The organism is Amycolatopsis azurea DSM 43854 (genome assembly GCF_001995215.1).
GTDB classification, from domain to species: domain Bacteria; phylum Actinomycetota; class Actinomycetes; order Mycobacteriales; family Pseudonocardiaceae; genus Amycolatopsis; species Amycolatopsis azurea.
Genome location: NZ_MUXN01000027.1, coordinates 170,102 through 192,947, shown reverse-complemented (window position 1 = coordinate 192,947; position 22,846 = coordinate 170,102). Strand labels below are relative to the sequence as shown.

The following is a 22,846-nucleotide window of genomic DNA, read 5'->3' as shown; positions in this document are numbered from 1 at the left end:
CGGACTGTTGGCATAAGTCAATCAACTGACTTAAGTTGGATCCGTTCGCTCTCGATCTCTTCCGGAGGACCCGTATGACTCAGCCCGTGCCGCGCCCTCAAGTGGTCCTGGTGGTGTTGGCGCTGGGCGGGATCGTGGTCTCGCTGATGCAGACCCTGGTCATCCCGCTGATCCCGAAACTGCCGGAGCTCCTGGACGCGTCGCCCGCCGACGCGACCTGGGTCATCACGGCGACGTTGCTCGCGAGCGCGGTCGCGACACCCGTCGTCGGCAGGCTCGGCGACATGTACGGGAAACGGCGGATGCTGCTGCTCAGCCTCGGCATGCTGATCGCCGGTTCGGTCGTCGCCGGGCTCAGCGACACGCTGGTGCCGATGGTCGCCGGCCGGGTGCTGCAGGGCTTCGCGGCCGGGGTGATCCCGCTCGGGATCAGCATCATGCGCGACGAACTCCCGGTCGAAAGGCTCGCTTCGGCGACCGCGACGATGAGCGCGTCACTCGGGGTCGGCGGTGCTCTCGGCCTGCCCGCGGCCGCGTTGCTCGCCGAGAACGCCGACTGGCATCTGCTGTTCTGGATCGCCGCCGGGCTCGGTGCCGTCGTGACCGCGCTCGTGCTGGCGTTCGTCCCCGAATCGGGCGTGCGCACCGGCGGACGGTTCGATCTCGTCGGCGCCGTGGGGCTTTCGGCGGCGCTGGTCTGCCTGCTGCTGGCGATCTCGAAGGGCGCGCAGTGGGGCTGGGCGAGTGGGCGGACCCTGGGCCTTTTCGGGGCCGCCGCGCTCGTCCTGCTGCTGTGGGGCCGCTGGGAACTGCGGACGATCCGGCCGCTGGTGGATCTGCGGACGACGGTCCGGCGTCAGGTCCTGCTGACCAACCTGACGTCGATCGTGTTCGCGTTCGCCATGTTCGCGCAGTCGCTGGTGCTGCCGCAGATCCTCCAGCTCCCCGCCGCGACCGGCTACGGACTGGGGCAGACCATGCTGGTCACTGGTCTGGTGCTGGTGCCGTCCGGGGTCGTGATGATGCTGACCGCCCCGCTGTCGGCGCGGATCACGAAAGCACGCGGCCCCAAGGTGACGCTGATGTCCGGCGCGTTCGTGGTCGCCGCCGGCTACGGCCTCGGCGTCGTCCTGATGGCCAACGTGTGGCATCTCGTGCTGGTGTCCGCTCTGATCGGCGCGGGCATCGGGCTCGCGTACGGAGCGATGCCCGCGCTGATCATGGGCGCGGTCCCGGTGTCGGAGACGGCCGCCGCGAACAGTCTCAACACCCTGATGCGCGCGATCGGTACGTCGATCTCCAGCGCTGTCGCCGGGGTGATCCTCGCGCAGCTGACCGTCTCCTTCGGACCGGTTCAGGTCCCGTCCCAGGGCGGGTTCCGGTTGATCATGGGACTCGGTTCGGCGACCGCCCTCGTCGCGCTGGCGATCGCCGCGTTCATTCCCGGCCGGCCTTCGCCAGCTTCGACGGCCACCAGATCTTCCGTCCGACGTCCACCGTCAGCGCCGGCACCAGCAGCGAGCGCACCAGAAGCGTATCCAGCAGAACGCCGAACGCGACGATGAACGCCAGCTGAGCGAGGAAGAGGATGGGCAGGACGGCCAGGGCTGCGAAGGTCGCGGCGAGGACGACGCCCGCGGACGTGATCACGCCGCCGGTGACGCGCAGGCCGCGCAACGTCCCGTCCCGGGTGCCGATCCTGCCCGCCTCTTCGCGGACCCGGGTCATCAGGAAGATGTTGTAGTCGATTCCCAGCGCCACAAGGAAGACGAAGCCGAACAGCGGGACGACCGGGTCGGCGCCGGGGAAGTCGAAGACGTGGTTGAACACCAGCGCCGAGACGCCCATCGTCGCGGCGAACGACAGCACCACCGTGCCGATCAGCAGCAGCGGCGCGAGCAGTGACCGCAGCAGCAGCGCGAGCACGAGGAAGATCACCACCAGGACGATCGGGATGATCACCATGCGGTCGTGTTCGGAGGTCTCCCTGGTGTCGAGCAGAGTCGCCGTCGGCCCGCCGACCTTCGTGCCGTCGACGGCGTGCACGGCTTCGCGGATTCGCTGAACCGTCGCGACGGCAGCGTCGGAGTCCGGGGGATCGGTCAGCACCGCGTCGATCTTCGCGAGCCCATTCGCTTCGGCACTCTGACGGACGTCCGAGACTCCGGGAACGCGCGCCAACGTCGTGACCGCTTGCGCCTGCCCGGCGGGGGTGATGATCACCGTGGGCGAACCGGAACCGCCGGGGAAGTAGCGGGAAAGGACTTCCTGGCCCGCCACGGAATCGACCGGCGTGAGGAAGACATCGGACTGCGCGGTGCCGGAAGCCTTGAGCTGCGGGAGGAACGCGCCGCCCGCGAGCAGGACGACGGTCGTGACGATCCAGACCGTGCGCGGCGCCCGGGAGATCCAGCCCGACACGCGGCCCCACAGTCCGCCGGTTTCCTCCTTCGGCGGGGCCACCGCCGGACGGAACGGCCAGAAGGCGTTGCGCCCGCACAACGCCAGGACGGCGGGCAGGAACGTGATGGTCGTGAGGAACGCGGCGCCGATGCCGATGGCGGCGACCGGGCCGAGTCCCTTGTTGGAGTTCAGATCGCTGAACAGCAGGCAGAGGACGCCGAGGATCACGGTCCCGGCCGAGGCCGCGATCGGTTCGATGGTCGAGCGCCAGGCCGTGCCGAGCGCGGAACGGGCGTCGTCGGTCGTCCTGAGCTCCTCGCGATAGCGGGAGATCATCAGCAGCGCGTAGTCGGTGGCGGCGCCGAAGACGAGAATGAACAGGATTCCCTGGCTCTGCCCGTTCAACGCCAGCACGTCGTGATCCGCGAGCAGGTACACCGCGAGACTCGCCGTGCCCAGCGCGAACACCGCCGACAGGAGGACGAGCAGGGGGAGCAGCGGGCTCCGGTAGACGATGATCAGGATGAGGGCGACCACCGCGCCCGCGACCAGGAGCAGGAGCCCGTCGATCCCGCCGAACGCCTCCTTGAGGTCGGCGACCTGGGCGGCGGGGCCGGTCACGAGCACCTTCAGCCCGTCGGGGGTGTCGCTGGCGAGCGCGTCCCGCAGTGCCTCGACGCCGTCTCCGGGGTCGCTGGTGGCGTCGAGGAGCACGACGACCTGCGCGCCCGCGTTGCTCTGCGGCGCGGGAACGAGCCGGGTGCTCGCCGTCCGGTCGGTCAGGAACCGCTTGTCGTCCTCGGTCAGACCCGACGGCCGTTCGGCGACGACGATCGCCGGGATGACGGACGAGTTGGAGAACTGCTTCTGGAGCTCGCCGACCTCGGTCGCTTCGGCGGACGCGGGCAGGAAACTGCTGCTGTCGTTCTCCGTGACCTGGCTCAGCTTGCCCGCGTACGGGCCGCTGAACCCGCCGAAGATCAGCCAGGCCACCGCGACCAGAGCGGGGAGCAGCCACCGCAGACGTGACCGCGTGCGGGCGGGGTGTTCGACTTCCGAGATCATGGACGGATGGCTCCCGTGGCAGTGCTACTTCGACGAGTGAATAGTTCGACCATCGAAATAGTAGAGTGGTCACCCGGACGGGGCAACAGGAGGGGAGGTTTCGGACATGTCGGAGGGTGCTGAAGAGGCCGAGCTGGTCACGGACGACCTGCTGGTTCTCCTGCTGCGGCAGCTGACCGTCGAGTCGGATCGGTTCGCCGAGATGTTCGGCGAGGCGCACGGCCTGCACCGGACGGATCTCAACGCGCTCGCGGTGATCATGGACGCGGCCAGGATGGGGACGCCGATGAGTCCGAGCATGCTCGCGAGCGCGCTGCACCTGAGCGCGTCGGCGACGACGTCGGTGCTGGACCGCCTGGAGCGGGCGGGGCACCTCTACCGGGACCGGAGCGCGACCGACCGGCGCAAGGTCGAACTTCGGATGCACGACCAGGCCCGGCAGATCGGCGCCGAGTTCTTCCTGCCGCTCGGCGAGAGCTACGCCGCCGCGTGGCGGGACATGGGGGAGGACGAGCGGCGGACGGTCGCCCGGTTCCTGCGGGGCAGCATCGCCGCGACCGTGGAGGTCCGCGGTCGCCTGGCGCACTAACGGGCCACTCGGACTGCGGTGCGCGCATTCCCCGGGAACACTCGGGGAATGCGATGTGTGGTGCTCGGGGCGACCGGTTACGTCGGCGGACGGCTGGTGCCGCAACTGCTCGACGCGGGCCACGAGGTCCGGGTGGTGGCCCGTTCCCCGGAGAAGGTGGCCGAGGAGCCGTGGCGTGACCTCGTCGAGGTCGAACGCGGCGACGTCACCGATCCGCCGTCGATAGCGACGGCGCTGACCGACTGCGAAGTCGTCTACTACCTCGTGCATTCCTTGTCACGCAAGGACTTCGTCGAGGTCGACCGCGAGGCGGCGCGGACCGTCGCCGAGGCCGCGAAGACGGCGGGCGCGCGACGGCTGGTGTACCTGGGCGGCATCGTGCCGGACGACGAGGAACTGTCGCCGCACCTGGCGTCCCGCGCCGAAGTGGGCCGCGTTCTGCTGGACTCCGGCGTGCCCGCCATCGTCCTGCAGGCCGCGGTGATCATCGGCTCGGGCTCGGCGAGCTTCGAGATGCTGCGCTACCTGACCGAGCGGCTCCCCGCGATGGTCACCCCGCGCTGGGTGCGCAACCGCATCCAGCCGATCGCCATCCGCGACGTGCTGCACTACCTGGTGCACGCCGCCGAACTGCCGTCCGAAGTGAACGGCGCCTTCGACATCGGCGGACCCGACGTCCTGACCTACGTGGACATGATGCGGCGCTACGCCGTGGTCGCCGGACTGCCGAGGCGGGCCGTCGTGCCCGTGCCGGTGCTGACCCCGTGGCTGTCCGCCCAGTGGGTCAACCTGGTCACGCCCGTGCCGAAGTCGATCGCCGTACCGCTGATCGAATCGCTCGTGCACGAGGTCGTCTGCCACGACCACGCGATCGCCGAGCACATTCCGGACCCGGAAGCGGGCCTGACGCACTACGAACACGCCGTCGAACTGGCGTTGACCCGGATCCGCAACGCCGACGTGCCGACCCGCTGGTCGGACGCGTCGACGGCGTCCGCGCCCTCGGATCCGCTGCCGAGCGACCCGGACTGGGCGGGCGGGACCGTCTACGAGGACAAACGCGAGCAGCGGACCGACGCCTCGCCGGAAGCGCTGTGGGACGTCATCGAGTCCATCGGCGGGGAACACGGCTGGTACTCGTTCCCGCTGGCGTGGTCGGTCCGCGGCTGGGCCGATCGGCTCGTCGGTGGAGTCGGGCTGCGTCGCGGACGGCGGGATCCCCGGCGGCTGCACCTCGGCGAAGCGCTGGACTGGTGGCGCGTCGAGTATCTCGACCGGCCGCGCATGCTGCGGTTGCGGGCGGAGATGAAGCTGCCGGGGCGCGCCTGGCTCGAACTCAGCGTCGAGTCCGATGAGGACGGTGCGACGGTCTACCGGCAGCGGGCGGTGTTCGAGCCGCACGGGCTGGCCGGGCACGCGTACTGGAAGGGGATCGCGCCCTTCCACGGGATCGTCTTCGGTGGCATGGTCCGCAACATCACCGGTGCCGCGCAAGGCGAGGCCTGAGCCCTCGTGAGTGGTAAGGACGGTTATTGAGGGGTAGGGCAAACGTGCCGGGTTGGTGAAGGGGACTTTCGTCGCATCGCATGCGGGGAAGGTTCCCTTCGCGTCGCGTTCCGGTGTGTCCCCAACGCCACATTGGGGACACACCTCAACGACATGACACGTTGGCCCTACCCGCCAATAACCGTCCCTACCACTCACGAGTACGGGACCAGGCCGTGGTCAAGGCCTGAGTGCCTTCATGGTCTCGTCGACGCTCTTCCTGACCCTGGCCTTCATGTCCTCTTCCGTCGAGGGCCAGCCGGCGGCTTCTCGCGCGTAGCCGCTCCCGGAGACGGTGAGCACCAGCGAGCCGTGCCTGACGTTGTACTTGTAGAGCCAGAGTTCGTCCACGGTCCAGGGCTTCTTGTCGTCGTGCTGCCGGTAGAGGTACGCGGCGGAGCCGAGGCCCTCGATGTCGGACAAGGTGATGTCGGTGCCGGGACCCGAGCGCTCACCATCGCCCTTCCGGAAGTCGTCGTACATGGCCTTCGCGGCGGGCTCGCCCGACGGGTGGATCGCGATGAAGGTCGAGAGCGTGGCGTAGCCGCCGGAACCGTCGAATTCCATCTTGCAGCTCCCGCCGCCGAGTCCCGGGACGAGCTCGCTCGGTGTTTTCGACGCCGTGGCGTGGGTGAGCGCTTCGAAATCCGCCGGGTTCACCGCCCCGCACGCGTCGCCGCCGAGCCGGTACGCGGGTGGCGGCTCGGGTTCGGCGGAGCATCCGGCGAGAAGGACGGCGGTGAGCGTCACGGCGAGCGCTCCACGGCGGCTGGCGGGCATGACCGGATGGTGGCAACGGGTTCACCGGCCCATGAGGGCATTTGTGCCCGGCGCGGTGACCAAGGGTGTCCGGCCCGTATGGGATCGTGAGCGGATGAGGATCTTGCTCGTCGAGGACGAGCGACGGCTGGCCGAATCGCTGCGGGCGGGCCTGAGCGCCGAGGGCTACGCCGTGGACGTCGCGCACAACGGCCGCGACGCGCTCTGGTACGCCGACGAGCATCCCTACTCCGCGATGATCCTCGACATCATGCTGCCCGGGCTCAACGGCTACCGCGTCTGCCGGAAGCTGCGCGAACGCGGCGACACCACCCCGATCCTCATGCTGACCGCGAAGGACGGCGAGGACGACGAGATCGAGGCACTGGACACCGGCGCCGACGACTTCCTGCCGAAGCCGTTCTCCTACGGCGTCCTGCTCTCCCGGCTGCGGGCGCTGATCCGGCGCGGGGGAGCGACTCGGCCGGGCACGCTGCGGCTCGGCGACCTCGAACTCGACCAGGCGAGTCACACCTGCCGTCGTGGCGTCGCCGAGATCTCGTTGACCACCAAGGAGTTCGCCTTGCTCGCGTATCTCATGAAGCGGCAGGGCGAGGTGGTCACCAAGGCCGAACTGCTGGAGAACCTCTGGGATTTCGCGGCGTCGGCGACCGCGAACCTGGTCGAGGTCCACATGAGCGCGCTGCGGCGCAAGATCGACCTGCCGTTCGGGGCGGAGACGATCCGGACGGTCCGCGGCGCCGGCTACCACGTGGTGGGCTCCGGTGCCTAAAGCGTGGAAGTCGACCCGTTTCCGGGTCGCGATGACCGCCTTCCTGGCGTCGATCATCGCTCTGGCGGTCGTTTCGGCGTGGCTGGTGCTCGATGCCCAGAACCGGCTGGGCAACGGTGCCGCGCAGGTGGCGAGAGAGCGCGCGGCCGCGGTCGTCCAAGTGTTGAACACCGGGGCCGCCCCGGCCGATCTGCGGCTCCTGGTGCAGGCTTCGATCTACGAGGTGACCACCCAGACCGGCGAGCGGGTCGCGTCCTGTCCCGGCCTGCGTTTCGGGACGATCGTCCCTGACGGGGGCTTCGAGTACGGCGACAGTGTCCAGAACCTCAAGCCTGGCGCCGTCGACCTCGCCGGCAAGGAATCCATCGGCTGCACGAGTGCGCTCGGGGAGGATCCCGAAGGAAACGGACTCCGGCTGCACGTGGCGGCCACTGTGAGCGGGGACAGCAAGTACCGGATCTACGGTGCGGCCATCGTCGACGAGTCCGGGCAAGCGGCTCTCGATTCGGTGCGTGTGACACTGCTAGCTGGAGTACCCGTGATCGCGCTGCTGATCGGGGCGATCGCGTGGTTCGCGGTCCGTCGGTCGCTGCGCCCCGTGGAGGCGATCCGCTCCGAGGTCGCGGAGATCGGCGCGCACGACCTCTCCCGCCGGGTCCCGGCGCCGGACAGCGCCGACGAGATCGCCAAGCTGGCGGAAACGATGAACACGATGCTCGCCCGCCTGGACACCGCGGTCACCCGGCAGAGCCGGTTCACCTCGGACGCGTCGCACGAACTCCGCACGCCGCTGGCCTCGCTGCGGACCCAGCTGGAAGTGCTGCTCGCGCATCCGGACCGGCTCGACTGGCGCGAAGCCTGCCGCAACGCGCTCCTCGACATCACCCGGTTGCAGGACCTCGTCGGCGATCTCGTGCTGCTCGGCAAGCTGGACAACGCGGGACCGGCACGGCTCACGCCGGTGCGGCTGTCCGAAGTGGTCGAATCCTGTCTCTCCGGACGACAGAACGTCCGTGCCGAGATCGACGGCGACCCGACGGTCCTCGGCAATCGCGGCCGGCTGGAACGGTTACTGCGCAACCTGGTGGACAACGCGCAGCGCCACACCAGTACCGGCGTTGGAGTAGAACTGTCCACAGTGGATGGATTCGCCGTGCTGACGGTCACCGACGACGGACCCGGCATCCCCGCCGAGGACCGCGAGCGGGTGTTCGACCGTTTCGTGCGCTTGGACGACGGACGAGCGCGTGACGACGGTGGCGCGGGCCTCGGGCTGGCGATCGTCGCCGAGATCGCCCAGGCGCATGGCGGCACCGTCGAGGTCGCCGACCACGATGGCGGAGCCCGCCTCGTCGTCCGCCTGCCCTTGGCGGACGCTCCAAGCTGAAGACGTCTTCAGCTTCCTTAAGCTTCGGTTCAGCGTCCCGGCCCGAACCTGTGGGCCATGTCCGATCTCTCGCGTCGCTCCTGGTGGCGGCCCCTCGGCCACGCCGAGTACTTGGCCTCGTCGTGGTTCCCCGGGCTCACCGGCGTGCGCGCGCTCGCAGCCGTGGCCGTCGTGTTCTTCCACTACGGAGGTCCCGTCATGGACCGCCTGCAGGGGTGGATCGCCGTGCAGTTGTTCTTCGTGCTGTCCGGCTTCCTGATCACCACGCTGGCGCTGCGCGAAGAAGGCCGCACCGGCCGGATTTCGCTGCGCGGGTTCTACGTGCGCCGGGTCTTCCGGATCATGCCGGTGTACTTCCTGCTCCTGGCGCTGACCACGCTCGCGGTGCTGCTCGGCGGCACGTACCAGAGCAGCAGGCTCGCCGACGCCATGCCGTACTACCTCGTCTTCGGCAACGAGCTCGTCGATTACAACACGCCCTACCCGACGTCGTGGTCGCTGGGCGTGGAGGAGAAGTTCTACCTGGTCTGGCCCGCGCTGCTGGTGCTGACGTCGTTCGCGCGGAGTGGGAAGACGGCGTTGCGCCTGCTGCTGGGCGTGTCGGCCGTCCTCGGAGTGGTGCTCTTCGCGCTGCCGCTGGCTCCGTCGCACACCTGGGCGAGCCTTTCGGTGCACTACTGCTCGCTGGTCATCGGCTGCCTGCTGGCGATGACGCTCCACCATCCCCGCGGGTTCGCCCTGGTGCGGCCGCTGACCAGCCCGGTCGTCGCCACGGCGATCGGCTGCGGGTTCGTCGTGCTGCAGTTCTCCGTCGGCCCGCTGGCCAAGGCACTGGGCGGGCACTGGCAGTTCGTGGTCCCGGTCTACGCGGCGGGCTCGGCACTGCTGCTCGTGGCCGTCGTCTCGCCGGGCCCGGTCCGGAACCTGCTTTCCAGCAGGCCGCTGACCTTCGTCGGTGATCGTTCGTACGCGTTGTACCTGGCCCAGACCGGAGCGGCCGGTGTCACGGGCTGGCTGTTGCCCAGCGGGATCGCCAAGGCCGCGGCGACCACCGGTGTCGCCCTGCTGTTCGCCTGCGCGCTGGGCCGGTGGGTCGAACGACCCGCCATCGCCTACGGCCGGAAGCTGCTCGAACGCCGAACGCCCGCCGGACCTCGGGTGGAGGCCGCGGCGGGCGCGGGGTGAACGGATCCGTCGTCAGTGGTGCGCGGCCGCCGGGGTGGCACCGGCGCTCTTCTTGACCAGCAGCGAACCGAGGAACGCGGCCACACCGACGCAGCCGCCGACCATGAACGCGGCGCGGATCCCCGTCGCGTCGGGGCTGGCCATCCCGGGTGTCGCTGTGCTCGCCGTGGCCACCGCGATGAACACGGCGGTGCCGAGCGCGCCGGCGAGCTGCTGCAGGGTGGAGAGGATCGCGCTGCCGTGCGGATAGAGGTTCTCGGGCAGCGAACTGAGCGACTCGGTCATCAGCGGCGTCATCATCAGGCCGAGCCCGGACATCAGGAGGACGTGGATGGCGATGACCGCGACCAGCGGTGAGTCCGCGCCGAGCAGCGCGAACAGCCACAGCGAGACGGCCATCGCGGCCGCGCCGGGGATGACCAGGGGCCGGGGGCCGAAGCGGTCGTACAGCGCGCCGACCGGACGGCCGAGCAGCCCGAGGGCCAGACCGCCGGGAAGTACCGCGAGCCCGCTGACGAACGTGGTCGTGTGCAGGACGGTCTGCAGGTACAGCGGAAGCAGGATCGCCGCGGCGCCTAGCAGGCACATGAACAGCAGCGCCGTCAGCACCAGCGAGACGACGAAACTGCGATGCGTGAACGGGCGCAGGTCCAGCAGCGCGCGGTCTTCCTTCTGCAGGCGCAACTGGCGCCAGGTGAACACCGCGAGAGACACGACCCCGACGACGATCGGCACCCACGGCGGCACCGGCTGGTGCCCGCCCGCCGACTCGCCGGACGTCGAGAGGCCGTACAGCACGCCGCCGAAACCGAGGGCGGACAAGATCACCGACAGGACGTCGAGCGGCACCTTGCGGGTGTCACTGTCCAGCCGCAACCGCAGCGCGCCGACCGCCAGCGCGGCGAGCGAGAGCGGCAGCACGATCCAGAACATCCAGCGCCAGCCGAGCGAGGAGAGCACCGCGCCGCCGATGGTCGGGCCGATGGCGGGGGCGACCGCGATGACGATGGTGATCGTGCCCATCGTGGCGCCGCGCTTCTCCACCGGGACCAGGCGCATGACCGTGGTCATCAGCAGCGGCAGCATCACCGCGGTACCGCACGCCTGGATGACCCGGCCGGTCAGCAGGAGCGCGAAGCCCGGGGCGAGCGCGCTGACCAGGGTTCCGGTGCTGAACAGCGTCAGCGAGGCGAGGAAGACCTGGCGAGGGGTGAACCGTTCGAGCAGGAACCCGGTGATCGGGATGACGACCGCCATGGTGAGCAGGAAGCCGCTGGTCAGCCACTGCACGGTGGTCGTCGGGACCTTGAGGTCGACGGTCAGGTCACGCAGCGCGACGCTCAGGATGGTCTCGTTGAGGATCATCACGAACGCGGAGAGGACCAGGACCCCGATCAGGAGCCCGGCGCGCGCCGGTGCCCGTTCCTGGTCGTGGGTGGTTTCGGGCAGGGTCTCGGTCATCTGTGTGGGGCTCCTGGAGGGGCACGGTTCCGCGTGGACGGCCTTCGGCGCCGTCAACGATGGCGGCGAAGGCGAAATCGATTCGTCGTTCAGTCTGCCTGTGCAAGTCGGTGCCTGTCACGTTTATTTCCGTAGTGAGTACGGTCACTGCGTCGCGGGAGGTGTCGGAACCGCACGGCAGCGGAACGGAATCCCGGTGTCACCACGATAAAATTCGTGCCGTGACCAGAGCGATCGCGGCTGATCAATGGCAATCGGTACGGCGCGCTTACCGGGTGACGGGCGCGAGGTTCGCGGAAATGGTGTCCGGTGTCCCGGATCCGGACGCGATGGTCACCGCGGAGTGGACGGTGGCCGACACCGTCGCCCACGTCGCGTTGATCGCGAAGATGTACACGACGCTCGTGCGGCCGGGCACGGCCTCGCTGCTGGACGCCCGCGGGCAGGGTCAGGTCGAGAAGACCACTGTGGACACAGTTTCCGTATTGAACACCATGGTGTTACGGGATCTTCCGGAACGCGACATCGGTGTGTTGATCACCGGACTGCTCGCGGACATCGAAGAAGTGCTGCGGGTGACCGAGGACGCCGACCCGGCGACCCCACTGGACTGGCTCGGTGACTCGAAGGTTCCCTTGGCGGGCGTCCTCGCCCATTTGGTCAACGAACTCCAGATCCACGGCTGGGACATCGCCGAGGCGCTGAAGCTGCCGTGGACGATCCCGCCGGGTGACGCGGCGCTGTTCTTCGATCTCTTCATGGTCGGCGTGCTGACCCATGACACCGGGCATCTTCTCGACACCGACGAACCGCCGCGGGAAAGGCGGATCGCCGTGGCGTTCCGCTCGCCGTACACGACCCCGGTCGTGCTGGTGCTGCACCGGGGCCGGGTCACAGTCGAGGAACCCGGTGGGCCGGTCGACGCGCGGATCTCGTTCGACCCGCCGTCGCTGAACCTGATGATGTTCCACCGGGTCGGCCGAGTGCGCACCGCGCTGAAGCGCAAGATCGTCGTCAGCGGTCCCCGGCCGTGGCTGTTGCCCGCTTTCCTGCGGGTCGTGCGTCTGCCTTAGCGCGAAGTTCCGTGAAGGACTCCTTGAGGGACCCAGAGTCCCTCAAGGAGTCCTTCACGGAACTTCCTAGAGCGTCAGCGACCAGGTGTCGAGTACCCCGGTGTCACCGGGGCCGTAGTCGGTGACCCGCAACTGCCACTTCCCGCCCGCCGGGGACGACGCGCCGGGCACCGAGAACGTCCGGGCGCCGCTCCAGGCCGTGCACACGGAACCGCCGCTGTACTTGAGCGGGTAGGCCTTGCCCTTCGGGTCCAAGAGCGTCACGCCGAGGTCCTCGGCGCAGGTGTGCCGGATCGTCACCGAGATCCCGAGCGACGTCGAGGCCTGCCCGGTGAGGGTCGAGGTCACCGGGCTGAACACCTGCTGATGGTCGCGGATCGCGAAGTCGGTGTCGTTGCTCAGGGTCCGGACGCCGCCGTTGCCGGGCGCCGTCTTGGCGGACACGACACCGCTCGCGGGCGACACGTTCCCGGCCGCGTCACGGGCCTTCACGGTGAAGCTGTAGGAGGTGTCCGGGGCGAGTCCGGTCACCGTGGCGCTGGTGCCGGCAACGGACGTCGCGAGCGCCGAGCCGTTGTAGACGTCGTAACCGGTGACACCGACGTTGTCCGTCGCGGCGTCCCAGGCCAGCGAGACGCTGTTCGACGTCGTGCCGCTGGTCCGCGCGTTGCCGGGGGCGGTCGGCGCCGTCGTGTCGCCGCCACCGCCGGTCACCAGCGTGAGGTTCCACTTGTTCAGCGCTTCGATCACCGGCTGGAAGAGGGACATGTCCCCGTCGCTCGGGTTCTCCACGCACTTCGACGGGCCGCCGTCGTGCAGGCCGACCGCCTTGGTGCCGAGTAGCCAGCCGCCGCCCGAGTCGCCGCCGAGCGAACACGCCGTCGTCCAGGTCAGGTCCTCGATGATCAGCCCGCCGCCGTAGTCGACGGCCTTGTGCGTGTACTTCACCTCGCCGCACTTCCACTTCGACGTGTTCCCGGAGTGACAGACCCGGTCGCCGACCATGGCCTCGGCCGAACCCGTGACCGTGACGGCGGGTTCGCCCCAGGTGTTGACCGCCGCCGAGAGTTCCCAGCCGGACTGTGTCGCCGCGACCACGCCCATGTCGCCTTCGCGGGCGTTGACGCTGCGCGTCCCGCCGACGTTCGACGTGCCGATCCGGTTCTGCTGACCCGACGCGCCGTAGGCGGCTTGGTCACGGTCGTTCGTGCAGTGCCCGGCGGTGAGGAAATGCTTGGCGCCCGCCGAATCGGTCGCGCCGAAGCCGACCGAACAGTTGCTCTCGCCGCCCGGCCACCACGGGTTGCCGGTTTGGATCGTGCCGGCCTGCTGCGCGGGTGAAGACCCGGTTTCCGTGATCCGCACGCCGAGAGTCCTCGCCCGGGAAAGGAAACTCTCGGTCTCGGTGGTCTTGCGGCCGCGGTCGACCGAGACGCCGACCTCGTTGTTCCGAACGTCGACGCCCCAGCCGAACACGCCGGGTACGCCGTCGCCGACCAGCGCGCGGACGGCCTCGTCCGTGCGGTCGAGATCGGCCTTGGTCCGGGACACCAGTCGCGGTTCGGCGCCGGCGGCCCTGGCCGCGTCGGCGTCCGTCGCGTTCGTGACGGCCAAGGTCAGCTTGCCCGCGGCCGCGTCGAACCATTGCCCGGCTGTGCGGGCGCGCAGTCCGTCCGGGAGCGACGCCGCCAGCCGGTGGGCTTCGTCCTGGGCGGCCAGCTGGGACTTCGCTTCGGACACGGTGAGCCCGAACGCGGCCGCCACCCCGTTCACCTCGGCGTCCGGATGGACCGGAGCAGGTGGTGTCGCGGCCTGAGCCGCCGGGCTGAGCCCCAACGCGGCCAAGGCGACGAGACTCAGATAGGAAAGCACTCGCATGCGCACTCCTTCAATCGAAAAGGTGGTGCGCAGACGGTAAATCCCTCACCTCCCGGAATTGTAGGCCCGCGAGTCGTTAACACTTAAGAGTCCCAATCCCATTCGAAACCGAACCGGCCAGGGCCGAAATTCAGTGCGACACCGTGCACGGAATCGCTGCCCGGCTGGACTTCCGTCCACTCCGCGGGCTGCCCGTCCTGTTCGGAATAGCGGCGGCAGCGTGCCGGAAGAAGGCCGGGGGAGAAGTGGACCTCGAGTACGTATTCCCGGGCGGGCAGCCGGAATTTGCGTTCGTAGTTGGTCGCGTGCGGGAACGGTGCGCAGTTCACCAGAGTGTGCTCCGTGATGACCGTTTCGCCTTTCGCGAGCGGCCGTTCGAAGAGCAATTCCATCACGAGCAGACCGTCTTCGGGGCGGTGCACGCTCCGGCCGGGCCGGCAGCCCCGTAGCGAGGTCACCGCGGGCAGCGGCCGGTCGTGCTCGTCGATGTGGACGATCATCACCCAGCGATCCGGGCCGTCGGCTTCGGCGCGGAGCACCTGACGCGACCGGAACGCGAGCTCCTCCTGGCCGGGACCGACGGAGACGACGTCATGCTGGCTGATCCTGGTCAGCCTTTCGTCCCACCGGGTGTCGACTTCGCTGATGGCCGCGTCGATCCGTGACCGGTCCGGCCAGTACCGGCCGATCTCCGGGAGACCGTCGGTGCGGGCGGGCCATCGGCCGCGTGCCCGCGGCGGTCCGAGCAACGCGGTCAGGCTCCCGGGCGGAACCTCCAGCACCCGTTCGAGGTGACGGAGTCCGAGCACGGAATCGCGGCGTTCCGGACGGCTGCGCCCGGACTGCCAGTAGCTGAGCGTCGCCGCGGTGATCGAGACGCCGCGAGCGCGGAGATGGTCACGCAGGCGTTCCAGGCTGAGGCCACGCACCCGGATCGCCTCGCGGAGCGCGTCGGCGAACGGCCCGTCGCGGAGCAACCGCTCGAACTCGGGCCGGGGTTCCGCTCCGCCGGAGATCACGCGACGAGCATAGAACCGGGCGACGGGTAATTGAACCGGTCAAGGCTCTGGCCAGGCCCTTAACCGTTAACAGGCGCTTCGAACCGGCGGCGTGCGTCGTCGATGTGGCCGAGGAACCGGTGCGTCCAGTCGCACATCCCGTCGACCGTCGCGCGCAGGCCGTGGCCCGCCTCGGTGAGGGTGTAGTCGACCCGCGGCGGCACGGTGGGATGCACCGTCCGCTCGATCAGGCCGTTGCGTTCCAGCATCCGCAGATTCTGGGTGAGCATCTTGTGGCTGATGCCCTCGATGTCGTTCCGGAGTTCGGTGAACCGCCGGGTGTCGTCGCCGACGGTCTCGATGATCAGGAGGGCCCACTTGTTGGCGATGTCGGAGAAGATCTCCCGCGCCAGCGAGTCGGCCCGCATCACGCCCGCGTCGTCCGTCTTGCCGCTGAGCTGCTTGGTCACCATCAGGTTCCCCAGTCACGAAAAAGTGCGTTCTTCCAGTTCGTCGCACACTCTCCTACAGTTCCTGGGTAACCACAAGTGACCAAGAAAAGGAGTACGGATGAGCATCACCCTGGTGAATCCGCCCGCACTGCCGGAGATCCCCGCGTACCGGCAGGTGTCGATCGCGACCGGGTCGAAGCTGGTCTTCATCGCGGGGCAGGTCTCCTGGGACGCGGACGGCGTCGTGGTCGGCGAAGGCGATCTCGCCGCTCAAGTCGAACAGTGCTACCTGAACATCGCCACCGCGCTCGCCGAGGCCGGCGCCACCTTCGACGACGTCGCGAAGATGACCGTCTACGTCGTCGACTGGACTCCGGACAAGCTCGCGCTCTTCCTCGAAGGCGTGGACCGGGCCGCCGCGAAGCTGGGTGGCACCCCGGTCCCGCCGGGCACGCTGATCGGTGTCGCGGCACTCGACGTGCCCGAGCACCTGGTCGAGGTCGAGGCGACCGCGGTCATCGACTGACCCTCACTGACCGCGCGCGGCACGCCAGATCGGGCTGTCGACGTAGTGGTTGTCGTACTGCTTCGACGACGCGGCGATCTCGGACGGGTCGGCTTCACCGCGAGCGACCCTGTCGAGAAGCCGGTAGTAGTCGAAGCGGGCCATGCCGGGGGTGAAGGTCACCAGGACGTCGGCGTCCGAGCCTGCCTCGGGCCCGAACGCGTGCGGAACCTGGGGCGGAACGGCGAGGAAGTCGCCCTTCTCCAGCGTGTGCAGGGTTTCGTCGACGAGAACCTGGAGTTTTCCTTCCAGGACGAAGAAGAACTCGGTCGCGCGGGTGTGGAAGTGGGCCGGGGTGCCGAAGACGCCGTCCTTAAGGGTCGCGCGGTTCGCGGTGAAGCCCCCGTCGGTGATGTCCGAGTCCGCCAGCAGGGTGATGTCGCTGCCCGGCGCGTCGCTGACGATCTCGGCGTCGGCGGCCCGGAGGAGGATGGGGTCGAACATGGTGAAGTCTCCCTTGGTTTTCCGTGTTCAGCAGGCTCGCTGACAGGACAAGCTTCTCCTGGGACCCCGGCTTGATCAATGCGGAAAGCCGCAAAGATCGATAATGGGGAAGTTATCGATCGATGCGGCCGGTCACCAGGACAGCGCGCTTCGCTGGGCGGGAACGGTCGCGCCGAGTTCGGCCGAGAACAGCCGCATGAGCGGAGGGAGCCGGTAAGTGTCCCGCTCGCCCCATTCGGCGAGCCCGAGGTCGACCAGGCGATCCAGCGCGGCCTCGGCCTTCAGTGGGCACGTGTCGAGGACGGTGGCGGCCCGGCCGGTGCTGCACACCTCGAACCCGGGCCTGCCGAGCAGGCGGAACGCGGCTGTGGCCAAGGGATCCCCGCCCGCCGTGATCGGCAGGGACGCCGACGAGTACAGCGCGCGCAGCGACTCCCCGCCGAAGCCGAGTTCGTCCAGCCTGCTCTCCTCGGGGGCGAGCCGGTGCGCGAGCCAGGACAACGGCCGGTTCGGCCGGTTGGCCAGGATGGTGCCCGCGATCCGCAGCGCGGCCGGGATCCCGTGGCAGTACCGCACGATCTCCGCCGCCGCACCGGGTTCGCCGTCCACTTTGGACCGCCCGGCCAGTCCGGCCAGCAGGTCGAGTCCGTCCTCATCGGACAGCCTGCCGAGCGCGACCTGGTCGGCGCCGTCCAGCATCAACGGTGAGCGGCTGGTGATCAGCACCGCGCACGAACCCGTCGCCGGGAGTAGGGAGCGGAGTACGGCGGATCCGGTCGCGCCGTCGAGCACCAGCAGCACCGCGCGGTGGGCGAGGTGCGAGCGGAGCACGGCGGCGGCCTCGTCCTCCTCGCGCGGGATGTCCGCGGCGGGAAGGCCGAGATGTCGCAGCAGCCGGGCCGGAAGCCGGGAATCCGGACCGTTGGCGCTCAGGTCGACGTACAGCTGCCCGCCGGGGAACCGCCCGCCCGCCCGATGTGCCACTTCCAGGACCAGCGCGGTCTTCCCGATGCCGCAGGGACCGTGCACCACCGCGACGTTCGGCCCGGCCCGGTCGGCCCCGGTGAGCAGCGCGGTCAGTTTCGCGGTGTCCCCGGCCCGTCCGGCGAACGACCGGCACCGCACCGGAAGTTCGCGCGGCGTCGCCGGTTCGGGCGCGGTGACGGCGCAGGCGGAAACCGTGGTGAGCCGGGGATCGCGGTCCAGCATCGCCCGATGGAGTTCGGCCAGATCCGGCGACGGTTCGAGACCGAGACGGTCCGCGAGCACCCGGCGACAGTCGGTGTAGACGGCGAGCGCTCCCGCCGGATCTCCGGACCGATACAGAGCGGTCATCAGATGCGCCCACAACCGCTCCCGCAGCGGATGTTCGGCGACGAACTCGCGCAGCGGCGCGATCACCTCGCGGTGTTCGCCGAGCCGGAGCCGGGCGTCGAGATGGTCTTCGGCGACCGAAAGCCGTAGCTCCTCGACGGGTGCGATCGACCCGGCGAGCGCCTCGTTGTCGGCGAGGTCTTCCAACGCCGCGCCACGGCAGGCCGAAAGCGCCTCACCGAGATGGCGGACAGCGGCGGCGTGATCACCGCGTGCGAGCGCCGCCCGGCCGGCCCCGGCTCGCTCGGTGAACACGTGAAGATCCAATTCTCCTTGGCGCAGCAGGATTTCGTAACCCGAAGCGCGGCCGGATATCCGTTCCCCCGGAAGCACGCTCCGGAGCCGGTTCGCGTAGGTGCGCAGGTTGGCGACCGCGGAAAGCGGCGGTTCGTCTCCCCACAACGTCTGGAGCAGCCTGCGGATCGGGACCGTCCGGCCGGGATGCAGCAGCAACGCGGCCAGAAGCGCACGCTGCTTCGCGGAGCCCAGCGCGATCGTCCCGCCTCCGGTGTGTACCTCGAGCCTCCCCAGAATCCTGAACTCGATCGACGTCACTCACACCTCTCCCGAGAGTTGGAGACAGAAACGTGAGACCCCCAAGCAGTTCTATCACCGACGACTTTGCCGGACGTTCACTTCGCGTTGGTGCACAGCAGGTACACGGCCGTGTGTATGCGCGCTATCCGCGTTCGTGTACCGGGCCTTCCTACGTTGGGCGCTGCCGACGCCACCCGGCGCGGAGGAAGTGAGGAGCGCGGAACATGCGCAAGACAGTCGAAAGGCTCAGCGACAAGCTGCTGGGCGTGTTCGTGGCCAAGGCGGACGTGGGCGCGGGCTGCCCGCCGGACCCGTACTACAAGCACTGCTACTGCCGTGAGCGCAGCGACTTCCGTCGCAACTGCTCCACGAACGGTGCCTGCAAGGAATTCTGCGGCGCCTGTTACGCCTTCCGGATCTGCGGAGGCTGATCGACGTCGTGGGTGGTGACCGGCGCCGTGCGCGCCGGTCACCACCCACCGCATCCCGCCCGTCCCTCTTCCTCCACTGGAGAACCCATGTCCATCCTGACCGCCGCCGTCGTGCTCGTCGGACTCCTGTGCGTATTGGACCTGCTGCTCAGCTTCGGCATCATCCGGAGGCTGCGCGAGCAGAACGAGGCTCTGAAGAACGTGCGACAGCAGGCTTTCCCGGAGCCGGACATCGCGCTGCCCGCGGGCGCCACCATCGGCGCCTTCTCCGCCGTCACGGTCGGCGGGACCGAGTTGTCCACTGCGGACATCGACGGTTCGCCCGCCCTCGTCGGCTTCTTCTCGCCCGGATGCGAACCGTGCAAGGAACGGATGCCCCAGTTCATCGAGTACGCCACCCGGTTCGAGGGCAAGGTGGTCGCGATCGCCGCCGGAAGCGAGGAGGAGACGGCCGACATGGTCGTGCGGCTCGGCGAGGTCGCCGAGGTGATCCTCGAACTGGACGGCGGTGTGGTGCACAAGGCCTTCGGTGCTTCCGGCTATCCCGCGCTCTGCCTGGTCGACGGCGACCGGACCATGCTGGCGAGCGGGTGGGAGATGTCGGCCCTGCCGACACCCGCGACGCTGTGAACACCTCCCTCGGCGCCCGCCGGGTCCTGCGACTGCTTTCGGCGGCGGCCCGGCTCACCCGGCGGGCCGCCCCGGTGGGCCTCCTGTTGTACTCGGTGTTGTCCCTACTCGGCGGGGTCGTGCCGATCGCGACCGCGTGGTGCACCAAGGTGCTTCTCGACGGGCTGGCCGCGGGCGAGGTCTGGCTGACGCTGCTCCCGTGGGCGGTCGCCCTGGCGGTCACCGGGCTCATGGTGGGGCTGCTCCCCGTCGGGACCGAGTACCTGAAGCAGCGGCTGGACCGTGCGGTGGCCGTCGTGACCATGGACCGGCTCTACCGGGCGATGGGCAAGCTGGCCGGGATCGCGCGGATGGAGGACCCGCGTTTCCGCGACAAGCTCCGGCTCGCGCAGCAGACCGGCCGCAGCGGGCCGGGGCAGCTCGTCGACGACGGGATCGGCTCGGTGCAGGCCGCCGTCACGTTGGGCGGTTTCCTCGGCACGCTGATCGTGATCAACGCGGGCATGGCCGTGATCGTGCTGCTGGCGGCGATCCCCGCGCTGCTCGCGAACCTGCGGCTGAGCCGCGCGAGGGCCCGCGTCCTGTGGTCGATCGCGCCCGCCGAGCGGCGCGAGGTGTTCTACGCCGACCTCCTGGCGAGCCTCGACGCGGCGAAGGAACTGCGCTTGCTCGGCCTCGGCGACCTCTTCCGGCGGCGCATGCTCGTCGAGCTGACCGCCGCCCACGCCGTCGTCGAAGGCCAGGACCGCCGGGACGCGCGGGTGCACGGGCTGCTGGCCGGGCTCACCGCGGCGGTCGCGGCGGGTGGCCTGGTCTGGGCGGTGTGGCTGGCCGCGCACGGCAGGCTTTCGCTCGGCGACATCGCCATCTTCGTGGCGTCGGTCGGTGGGGTGCAGAGCGCGCTCCAGACTCTTGTCGCCCGGCTGGCTTCGGCCCACCAGTCGACGTTGCTGTTCGACCACTACGACGAGATCGAGTCGCAGGGCCCGGATCTGCCCGTCCCGGCCGCACCCCGGCGGATCGGCGCGCTGCGTTCCGGCATCGAGCTGCGGGACGTCTGGTTCCGCTACGCCGAAGACCAGCCGTGGGTGCTGCGCGGGGTGAACCTGACCATCCCGCACGGCCGTTCGCTGGCCCTGGTCGGGCTGAACGGCGCGGGGAAGTCGACCGTGGTCAAGCTGCTGTGCCGGTTCTACGACCCGGGACGCGGAGCGATCCTGTGGGACGGCGTCGATCTGCGCGACCTCGACGTCGAGGACCTGCGCACGCGGATCGGCGCGGTCTTCCAGGACTACATGTGTTACGACCTCAGCGCCGCCGAGAACATCGGGCTCGGCGACGTGTCCGTGATGGACGATCGCGAGCGGGTCGTCGCGGCGGCCCGTCGCGCGGGCGCGGACGCCGTCGTGACCGGTCTCCCGCGTGGCTACGACACGTTCCTTTCCCGGATGTTCTTCGACGAGGCGGACCGCGACGACCCGGAGACCGGGGTGCTGCTCTCGGGAGGGCAATGGCAGCGGCTCGCGCTGGCGCGGGCCTTCCTGCGCGATCGCCGGGACCTGATGATCCTGGACGAGCCGAGTTCGGGACTCGACGCGGAAGCCGAGCACGAGGTGCACAGCAGCCTGCGCCGTCACCGGGAGGGCGCGACCAGTGTGCTGATCTCGCACCGTCTCGGCGCGGTCCGGGACGCGTCCGTGATCGCGGTGCTCGCCGAGGGGCGGGTCGCCGAACTGGGTTCGCACGACGAATTGATCGCCTCGGGCGGGGCGTACGCGAGGCTCTTCCGCCTGCAGGCTTCGGGTTACGACGAGGTGGTGTCCCAGTGATTTACGTGGTCCTCGCGGTGGTCGTCCTCGGCCTCGCATGGTTGCTGACCTTGCGCCGGCGGCTGCTCGTGGTGACGGTGCACGGGGTGAGCATGGAGCCCACCTACGTGGCGGGTGATCGGCTGCTGGTGCGGCGGTCCCGGCTGGAGCGGGTGCGGACGGGGCAGATCGTCGTGGTGCAGGGCGGTCCCGGGAAACCGGGCGATCCGACCGCCGGACGGCTGGTGAAACGCGCGGTGGCGGTGCCCGGCGATCCGGTGCCGCCGCACATCCCGGTGGCGGATCCGGTGGTGCCGCCGGGGAATCTGCTGGTGCTGGGCGACAATCCGGCCCGCAGCAACGATTCCCGGCGGCTCGGCTACATCCCGGCGGACGCGCTTATCGGCGTCGTGCTCAGGCCGATCGGGCAGCGGTGAACCACGTCGCCGCGTTCGCGGCCGTCCTTTGTGGACTGGTGCTGGCGGCCTCGTCCGCAGGCAAGGTGCGGGGCAAGGGGGCGTACGCCGAGTTCGTCGCGTCGGTGCCCGCGTTCGGCGTCCCGGCGCGCTGGGCCCGGTGGTTCGCGGCGATCACCCTGGCCGCCGAATTCGCGATCGCCGCGCTCCTGCTCCCGGCCGCCGGGCTGATCGTCGCCGGTGCCGTCGCGGGCCGGTGGCTCGCTCTCGCCGGTCTGGTGCTCGCGTTCGGGCTGTTCGGCGTGCTGACCGCCGCCGTGTGGCGCGCGGTGGCGCGCCGGACCGGTGCGGTATGCCGTTGCTTCGGTCCGGCGCGCACCGCGCTCGCGTATCGGCACGTGGTGCGCAACGTGCTTCTCCTGCTGGCCGCCGCGTCCGGTGCCCTGGCGATGTCCGGCTTGGACGGCGGAGAGCCGGTGGGACTGGCCCTCGCCTCGGCCCTCGGCGCTGTCGGGGCGGTCGCGGTGATCCGGTTCGAGGACCTGGCGGAGCTGTTCGCGGGGCCGGTTCCCGAGACGCGCTGAACGTCGTGGGTCGTCAGGTGGCGAAAACCTGCGAGTCGTCGGCGAAGGCCTTGAACTCCAGTGCGTTGCCCGCCGGGTCCAGCAGGAACATCGTCCACTGCTCGCCGGTCTGGCCTTCGAACCGGACGTAGGGCTCGATGACGAACGAGGTGTCCGCCGCGCGCAGCCGGTCGGCCAGCTTGCGGAACTCCGGCACGGTGAGGATCAAACCGAAGTGGGGCACGGGCACGTCGTGTCCGTCGACGGGGTTGTGGATCCGCTGCGGCCGCTCCGGCGCGAGATGCGTGACGAACTGGTGGCCGTGGAGGTTCCAGTCGATCCACTTGTCGGAACTGCGGCCCTGTTCGAGGCCGAGGACCTCGCCGTAGAAGGTGCGCGCGGCGGCCAGGTCGTCGACGGGCATGGCGAGGTGGAAGCGGGGGATGGGAGAGTCGAGAATGCTCATGTCGCAATGTTAACATTAGGACAA

Annotated in this window: 21 protein-coding genes and 1 pseudogene; 13 read left to right on the top strand and 9 right to left on the bottom strand. The window is 69.5% G+C overall.

Annotated elements, in window-relative coordinates; genetic code table 11:
* Positions 1 to 74: 74 nt before the first annotated feature.
* A pseudogene (locus tag B0293_RS35795) lies at positions 75 to 1,526 on the top strand (MFS transporter); the annotation flags it as partial.
* On the opposite strand, the gene B0293_RS35790 reads toward B0293_RS35795, so the two are convergent.
* A complete protein-coding gene (locus tag B0293_RS35790) occupies positions 1,438 to 3,468 on the bottom strand; it encodes an MMPL family transporter (protein ID WP_005161166.1) in 2,031 nt (676 codons plus the stop codon). The pseudogene B0293_RS35795 and the gene B0293_RS35790 overlap by 89 nt on opposite strands.
* A gap of 106 nt (positions 3,469 to 3,574) precedes the next feature.
* Here B0293_RS35790 and B0293_RS35785 point away from each other — a divergent pair, with 106 nt between their 5' ends.
* Both B0293_RS35785 and B0293_RS35780 read left to right on the top strand, forming a co-directional pair.
* The gene (locus tag B0293_RS35785) at positions 3,575 to 4,057 is read left to right on the top strand and encodes a MarR family winged helix-turn-helix transcriptional regulator (protein ID WP_005161169.1); all 483 of its coding nucleotides are present in this window, start codon (positions 3,575 to 3,577) and stop codon (positions 4,055 to 4,057) included.
* A 48-nt stretch (positions 4,058 to 4,105) separates the two neighbouring features.
* A complete protein-coding gene (locus B0293_RS35780) occupies positions 4,106 to 5,563 on the top strand; it encodes an SDR family oxidoreductase (protein ID WP_039918951.1) in 1,458 nt (485 codons plus the stop codon).
* A 219-nt stretch (positions 5,564 to 5,782) separates the two neighbouring features.
* Here B0293_RS35780 and B0293_RS35775 read toward each other — a convergent pair whose 3' ends face one another.
* On the bottom strand, positions 5,783 to 6,382 hold the full coding sequence (locus B0293_RS35775; RefSeq protein ID WP_077241469.1) for a hypothetical protein: 600 nt from the start codon (positions 6,380 to 6,382) through the stop codon (positions 5,783 to 5,785).
* 94 nt (positions 6,383 to 6,476) lie between these two features.
* On the opposite strand from B0293_RS35775, the gene B0293_RS35770 reads away from it, so the two are divergent.
* The 3 genes from B0293_RS35770 to B0293_RS35760 are packed head-to-tail and all read left to right on the top strand — an operon-like array spanning position 6,477 to position 9,726.
* Positions 6,477 to 7,154, top strand: coding sequence for a response regulator transcription factor (locus B0293_RS35770; protein ID WP_039918952.1), 678 nt, complete (start codon positions 6,477 to 6,479; stop codon positions 7,152 to 7,154).
* Positions 7,147 to 8,541 carry a sensor histidine kinase gene (locus tag B0293_RS35765; RefSeq protein WP_005161176.1) on the top strand — a complete coding sequence of 465 codons (1,395 nt, stop codon included), beginning with the start codon at positions 7,147 to 7,149 and terminating at the stop codon, positions 8,539 to 8,541. Before B0293_RS35770 ends, B0293_RS35765 begins: the two co-directional genes overlap by 8 nt.
* Positions 8,542 to 8,598: 57 nt before the next feature.
* The gene (locus B0293_RS35760; protein WP_005161177.1) at positions 8,599 to 9,726 is read left to right on the top strand and encodes an acyltransferase family protein; all 1,128 of its coding nucleotides are present in this window, start codon (positions 8,599 to 8,601) and stop codon (positions 9,724 to 9,726) included.
* Positions 9,727 to 9,738: 12 nt separating this feature from the next.
* On the opposite strand, the gene B0293_RS35755 is transcribed toward B0293_RS35760, so the two are convergent.
* Positions 9,739 to 11,187: a DHA2 family efflux MFS transporter permease subunit gene (locus B0293_RS35755; RefSeq protein WP_005161180.1), complete on the bottom strand. Its 1,449-nt coding sequence runs from the start codon at positions 11,185 to 11,187 to the stop codon at positions 9,739 to 9,741.
* 299 nt (positions 11,188 to 11,486) lie between these two features.
* Between B0293_RS35755 and B0293_RS35750 the strand changes: the two genes are divergently transcribed.
* Positions 11,487 to 12,260 carry a maleylpyruvate isomerase N-terminal domain-containing protein gene (locus B0293_RS35750; RefSeq protein WP_077241468.1) on the top strand — a complete coding sequence of 258 codons (774 nt, stop codon included), beginning with the start codon at positions 11,487 to 11,489 and terminating at the stop codon, positions 12,258 to 12,260.
* A gap of 66 nt (positions 12,261 to 12,326) precedes the next feature.
* Here B0293_RS35750 and B0293_RS35745 read toward each other — a convergent pair whose 3' ends face one another.
* From B0293_RS35745 to B0293_RS35735, 3 genes are all read right to left on the bottom strand, one after another.
* A complete protein-coding gene (locus tag B0293_RS35745; protein ID WP_005161184.1) occupies positions 12,327 to 14,138 on the bottom strand; it encodes a fibronectin type III domain-containing protein in 1,812 nt (603 codons plus the stop codon).
* 83 nt (positions 14,139 to 14,221) lie between these two features.
* Entirely contained in the window at positions 14,222 to 15,157 is a 936-nt protein-coding gene (locus B0293_RS35740; RefSeq protein WP_005161187.1) for a helix-turn-helix domain-containing protein, read from the bottom strand.
* 59 nt (positions 15,158 to 15,216) lie between these two features.
* Positions 15,217 to 15,609 carry a winged helix-turn-helix transcriptional regulator gene (locus tag B0293_RS35735; RefSeq protein ID WP_005161191.1) on the bottom strand — a complete coding sequence of 131 codons (393 nt, stop codon included), beginning with the start codon at positions 15,607 to 15,609 and terminating at the stop codon, positions 15,217 to 15,219.
* Between the two features lie 97 nt (positions 15,610 to 15,706).
* On the opposite strand from B0293_RS35735, the gene B0293_RS35730 reads away from it, so the two are divergent.
* Entirely contained in the window at positions 15,707 to 16,114 is a 408-nt protein-coding gene (locus B0293_RS35730) for a RidA family protein (protein WP_005161194.1), read from the top strand.
* Positions 16,115 to 16,117: 3 nt separating this feature from the next.
* On the opposite strand, the gene B0293_RS35725 is transcribed toward B0293_RS35730, so the two are convergent.
* On the bottom strand, positions 16,118 to 16,597 hold the full coding sequence (locus B0293_RS35725; protein WP_005161197.1) for a cupin domain-containing protein: 480 nt from the start codon (positions 16,595 to 16,597) through the stop codon (positions 16,118 to 16,120).
* Between the two features lie 132 nt (positions 16,598 to 16,729).
* Complete coding sequence (locus tag B0293_RS35720; protein ID WP_005161198.1) at positions 16,730 to 18,526, bottom strand: AfsR/SARP family transcriptional regulator; 1,797 nt, start codon at positions 18,524 to 18,526, stop codon at positions 16,730 to 16,732.
* A 206-nt stretch (positions 18,527 to 18,732) separates the two neighbouring features.
* Between B0293_RS35720 and B0293_RS35715 the strand changes: the two genes are divergently transcribed.
* The 5 genes from B0293_RS35715 (at position 18,733) to B0293_RS35695 (ending at position 22,377) form a co-directional block, all read left to right on the top strand.
* Positions 18,733 to 18,939 (top strand): hypothetical protein, encoded by a 207-nt coding sequence (locus B0293_RS35715; RefSeq protein WP_005161203.1) that lies wholly within the window; start codon positions 18,733 to 18,735, stop codon positions 18,937 to 18,939.
* 87 nt (positions 18,940 to 19,026) lie between these two features.
* Positions 19,027 to 19,569 (top strand): TlpA family protein disulfide reductase, encoded by a 543-nt coding sequence (locus B0293_RS35710; protein ID WP_005161206.1) that lies wholly within the window; start codon positions 19,027 to 19,029, stop codon positions 19,567 to 19,569.
* A complete protein-coding gene (locus tag B0293_RS35705) occupies positions 19,566 to 21,398 on the top strand; it encodes an ABC transporter ATP-binding protein (RefSeq protein ID WP_005161209.1) in 1,833 nt (610 codons plus the stop codon). Before B0293_RS35710 ends, B0293_RS35705 begins: the two co-directional genes overlap by 4 nt.
* The gene (locus B0293_RS35700) at positions 21,395 to 21,814 is read left to right on the top strand and encodes a S26 family signal peptidase (RefSeq protein ID WP_005161213.1); all 420 of its coding nucleotides are present in this window, start codon (positions 21,395 to 21,397) and stop codon (positions 21,812 to 21,814) included. The genes B0293_RS35705 and B0293_RS35700 overlap by 4 nt, the downstream gene beginning before the upstream one ends.
* Positions 21,811 to 22,377, top strand: a complete 567-nt coding sequence (locus B0293_RS35695; RefSeq protein WP_005161216.1) for a MauE/DoxX family redox-associated membrane protein — start codon at positions 21,811 to 21,813, stop codon at positions 22,375 to 22,377. The genes B0293_RS35700 and B0293_RS35695 overlap by 4 nt, the downstream gene beginning before the upstream one ends.
* A gap of 13 nt (positions 22,378 to 22,390) precedes the next feature.
* Here the strand turns inward: B0293_RS35695 and B0293_RS35690 are convergent, their stop codons facing one another.
* The gene (locus B0293_RS35690; protein ID WP_005161219.1) at positions 22,391 to 22,822 is read right to left on the bottom strand and encodes a VOC family protein; all 432 of its coding nucleotides are present in this window, start codon (positions 22,820 to 22,822) and stop codon (positions 22,391 to 22,393) included.
* Between the last annotated feature and the right edge of the window lie 24 nt (positions 22,823 to 22,846).

What these genes read in the sequence shown, in the direction of transcription:
- B0293_RS35790 (WP_005161166.1), bottom strand. Translation starts at nt 3,468, where the DNA reads ATGATCTCGGAAGTCGAACACCCCGCCCGCACGCGGTCACGTCTGCGG.
- B0293_RS35785 (WP_005161169.1), top strand. Translation starts at nt 3,575, where the DNA reads ATGTCGGAGGGTGCTGAAGAGGCCGAGCTGGTCACGGACGACCTGCTG.
- B0293_RS35780 (WP_039918951.1), top strand. Translation starts at nt 4,106, where the DNA reads ATGCGATGTGTGGTGCTCGGGGCGACCGGTTACGTCGGCGGACGGCTG.
- B0293_RS35775 (WP_077241469.1), bottom strand. Translation starts at nt 6,382, where the DNA reads ATGCCCGCCAGCCGCCGTGGAGCGCTCGCCGTGACGCTCACCGCCGTC.
- B0293_RS35770 (WP_039918952.1), top strand. Translation starts at nt 6,477, where the DNA reads ATGAGGATCTTGCTCGTCGAGGACGAGCGACGGCTGGCCGAATCGCTG.
- B0293_RS35760 (WP_005161177.1), top strand. Translation starts at nt 8,599, where the DNA reads ATGTCCGATCTCTCGCGTCGCTCCTGGTGGCGGCCCCTCGGCCACGCC.
- B0293_RS35755 (WP_005161180.1), bottom strand. Translation starts at nt 11,187, where the DNA reads ATGACCGAGACCCTGCCCGAAACCACCCACGACCAGGAACGGGCACCG.
- B0293_RS35750 (WP_077241468.1), top strand. Translation starts at nt 11,487, where the DNA reads ATGGTGTCCGGTGTCCCGGATCCGGACGCGATGGTCACCGCGGAGTGG.
- B0293_RS35745 (WP_005161184.1), bottom strand. Translation starts at nt 14,138, where the DNA reads ATGCGAGTGCTTTCCTATCTGAGTCTCGTCGCCTTGGCCGCGTTGGGG.
- B0293_RS35735 (WP_005161191.1), bottom strand. Translation starts at nt 15,609, where the DNA reads ATGGTGACCAAGCAGCTCAGCGGCAAGACGGACGACGCGGGCGTGATG.
- B0293_RS35730 (WP_005161194.1), top strand. Translation starts at nt 15,707, where the DNA reads ATGAGCATCACCCTGGTGAATCCGCCCGCACTGCCGGAGATCCCCGCG.
- B0293_RS35725 (WP_005161197.1), bottom strand. Translation starts at nt 16,597, where the DNA reads ATGTTCGACCCCATCCTCCTCCGGGCCGCCGACGCCGAGATCGTCAGC.
- B0293_RS35715 (WP_005161203.1), top strand. Translation starts at nt 18,733, where the DNA reads ATGCGCAAGACAGTCGAAAGGCTCAGCGACAAGCTGCTGGGCGTGTTC.
- B0293_RS35710 (WP_005161206.1), top strand. Translation starts at nt 19,027, where the DNA reads ATGTCCATCCTGACCGCCGCCGTCGTGCTCGTCGGACTCCTGTGCGTA.
- B0293_RS35690 (WP_005161219.1), bottom strand. Translation starts at nt 22,822, where the DNA reads ATGAGCATTCTCGACTCTCCCATCCCCCGCTTCCACCTCGCCATGCCC.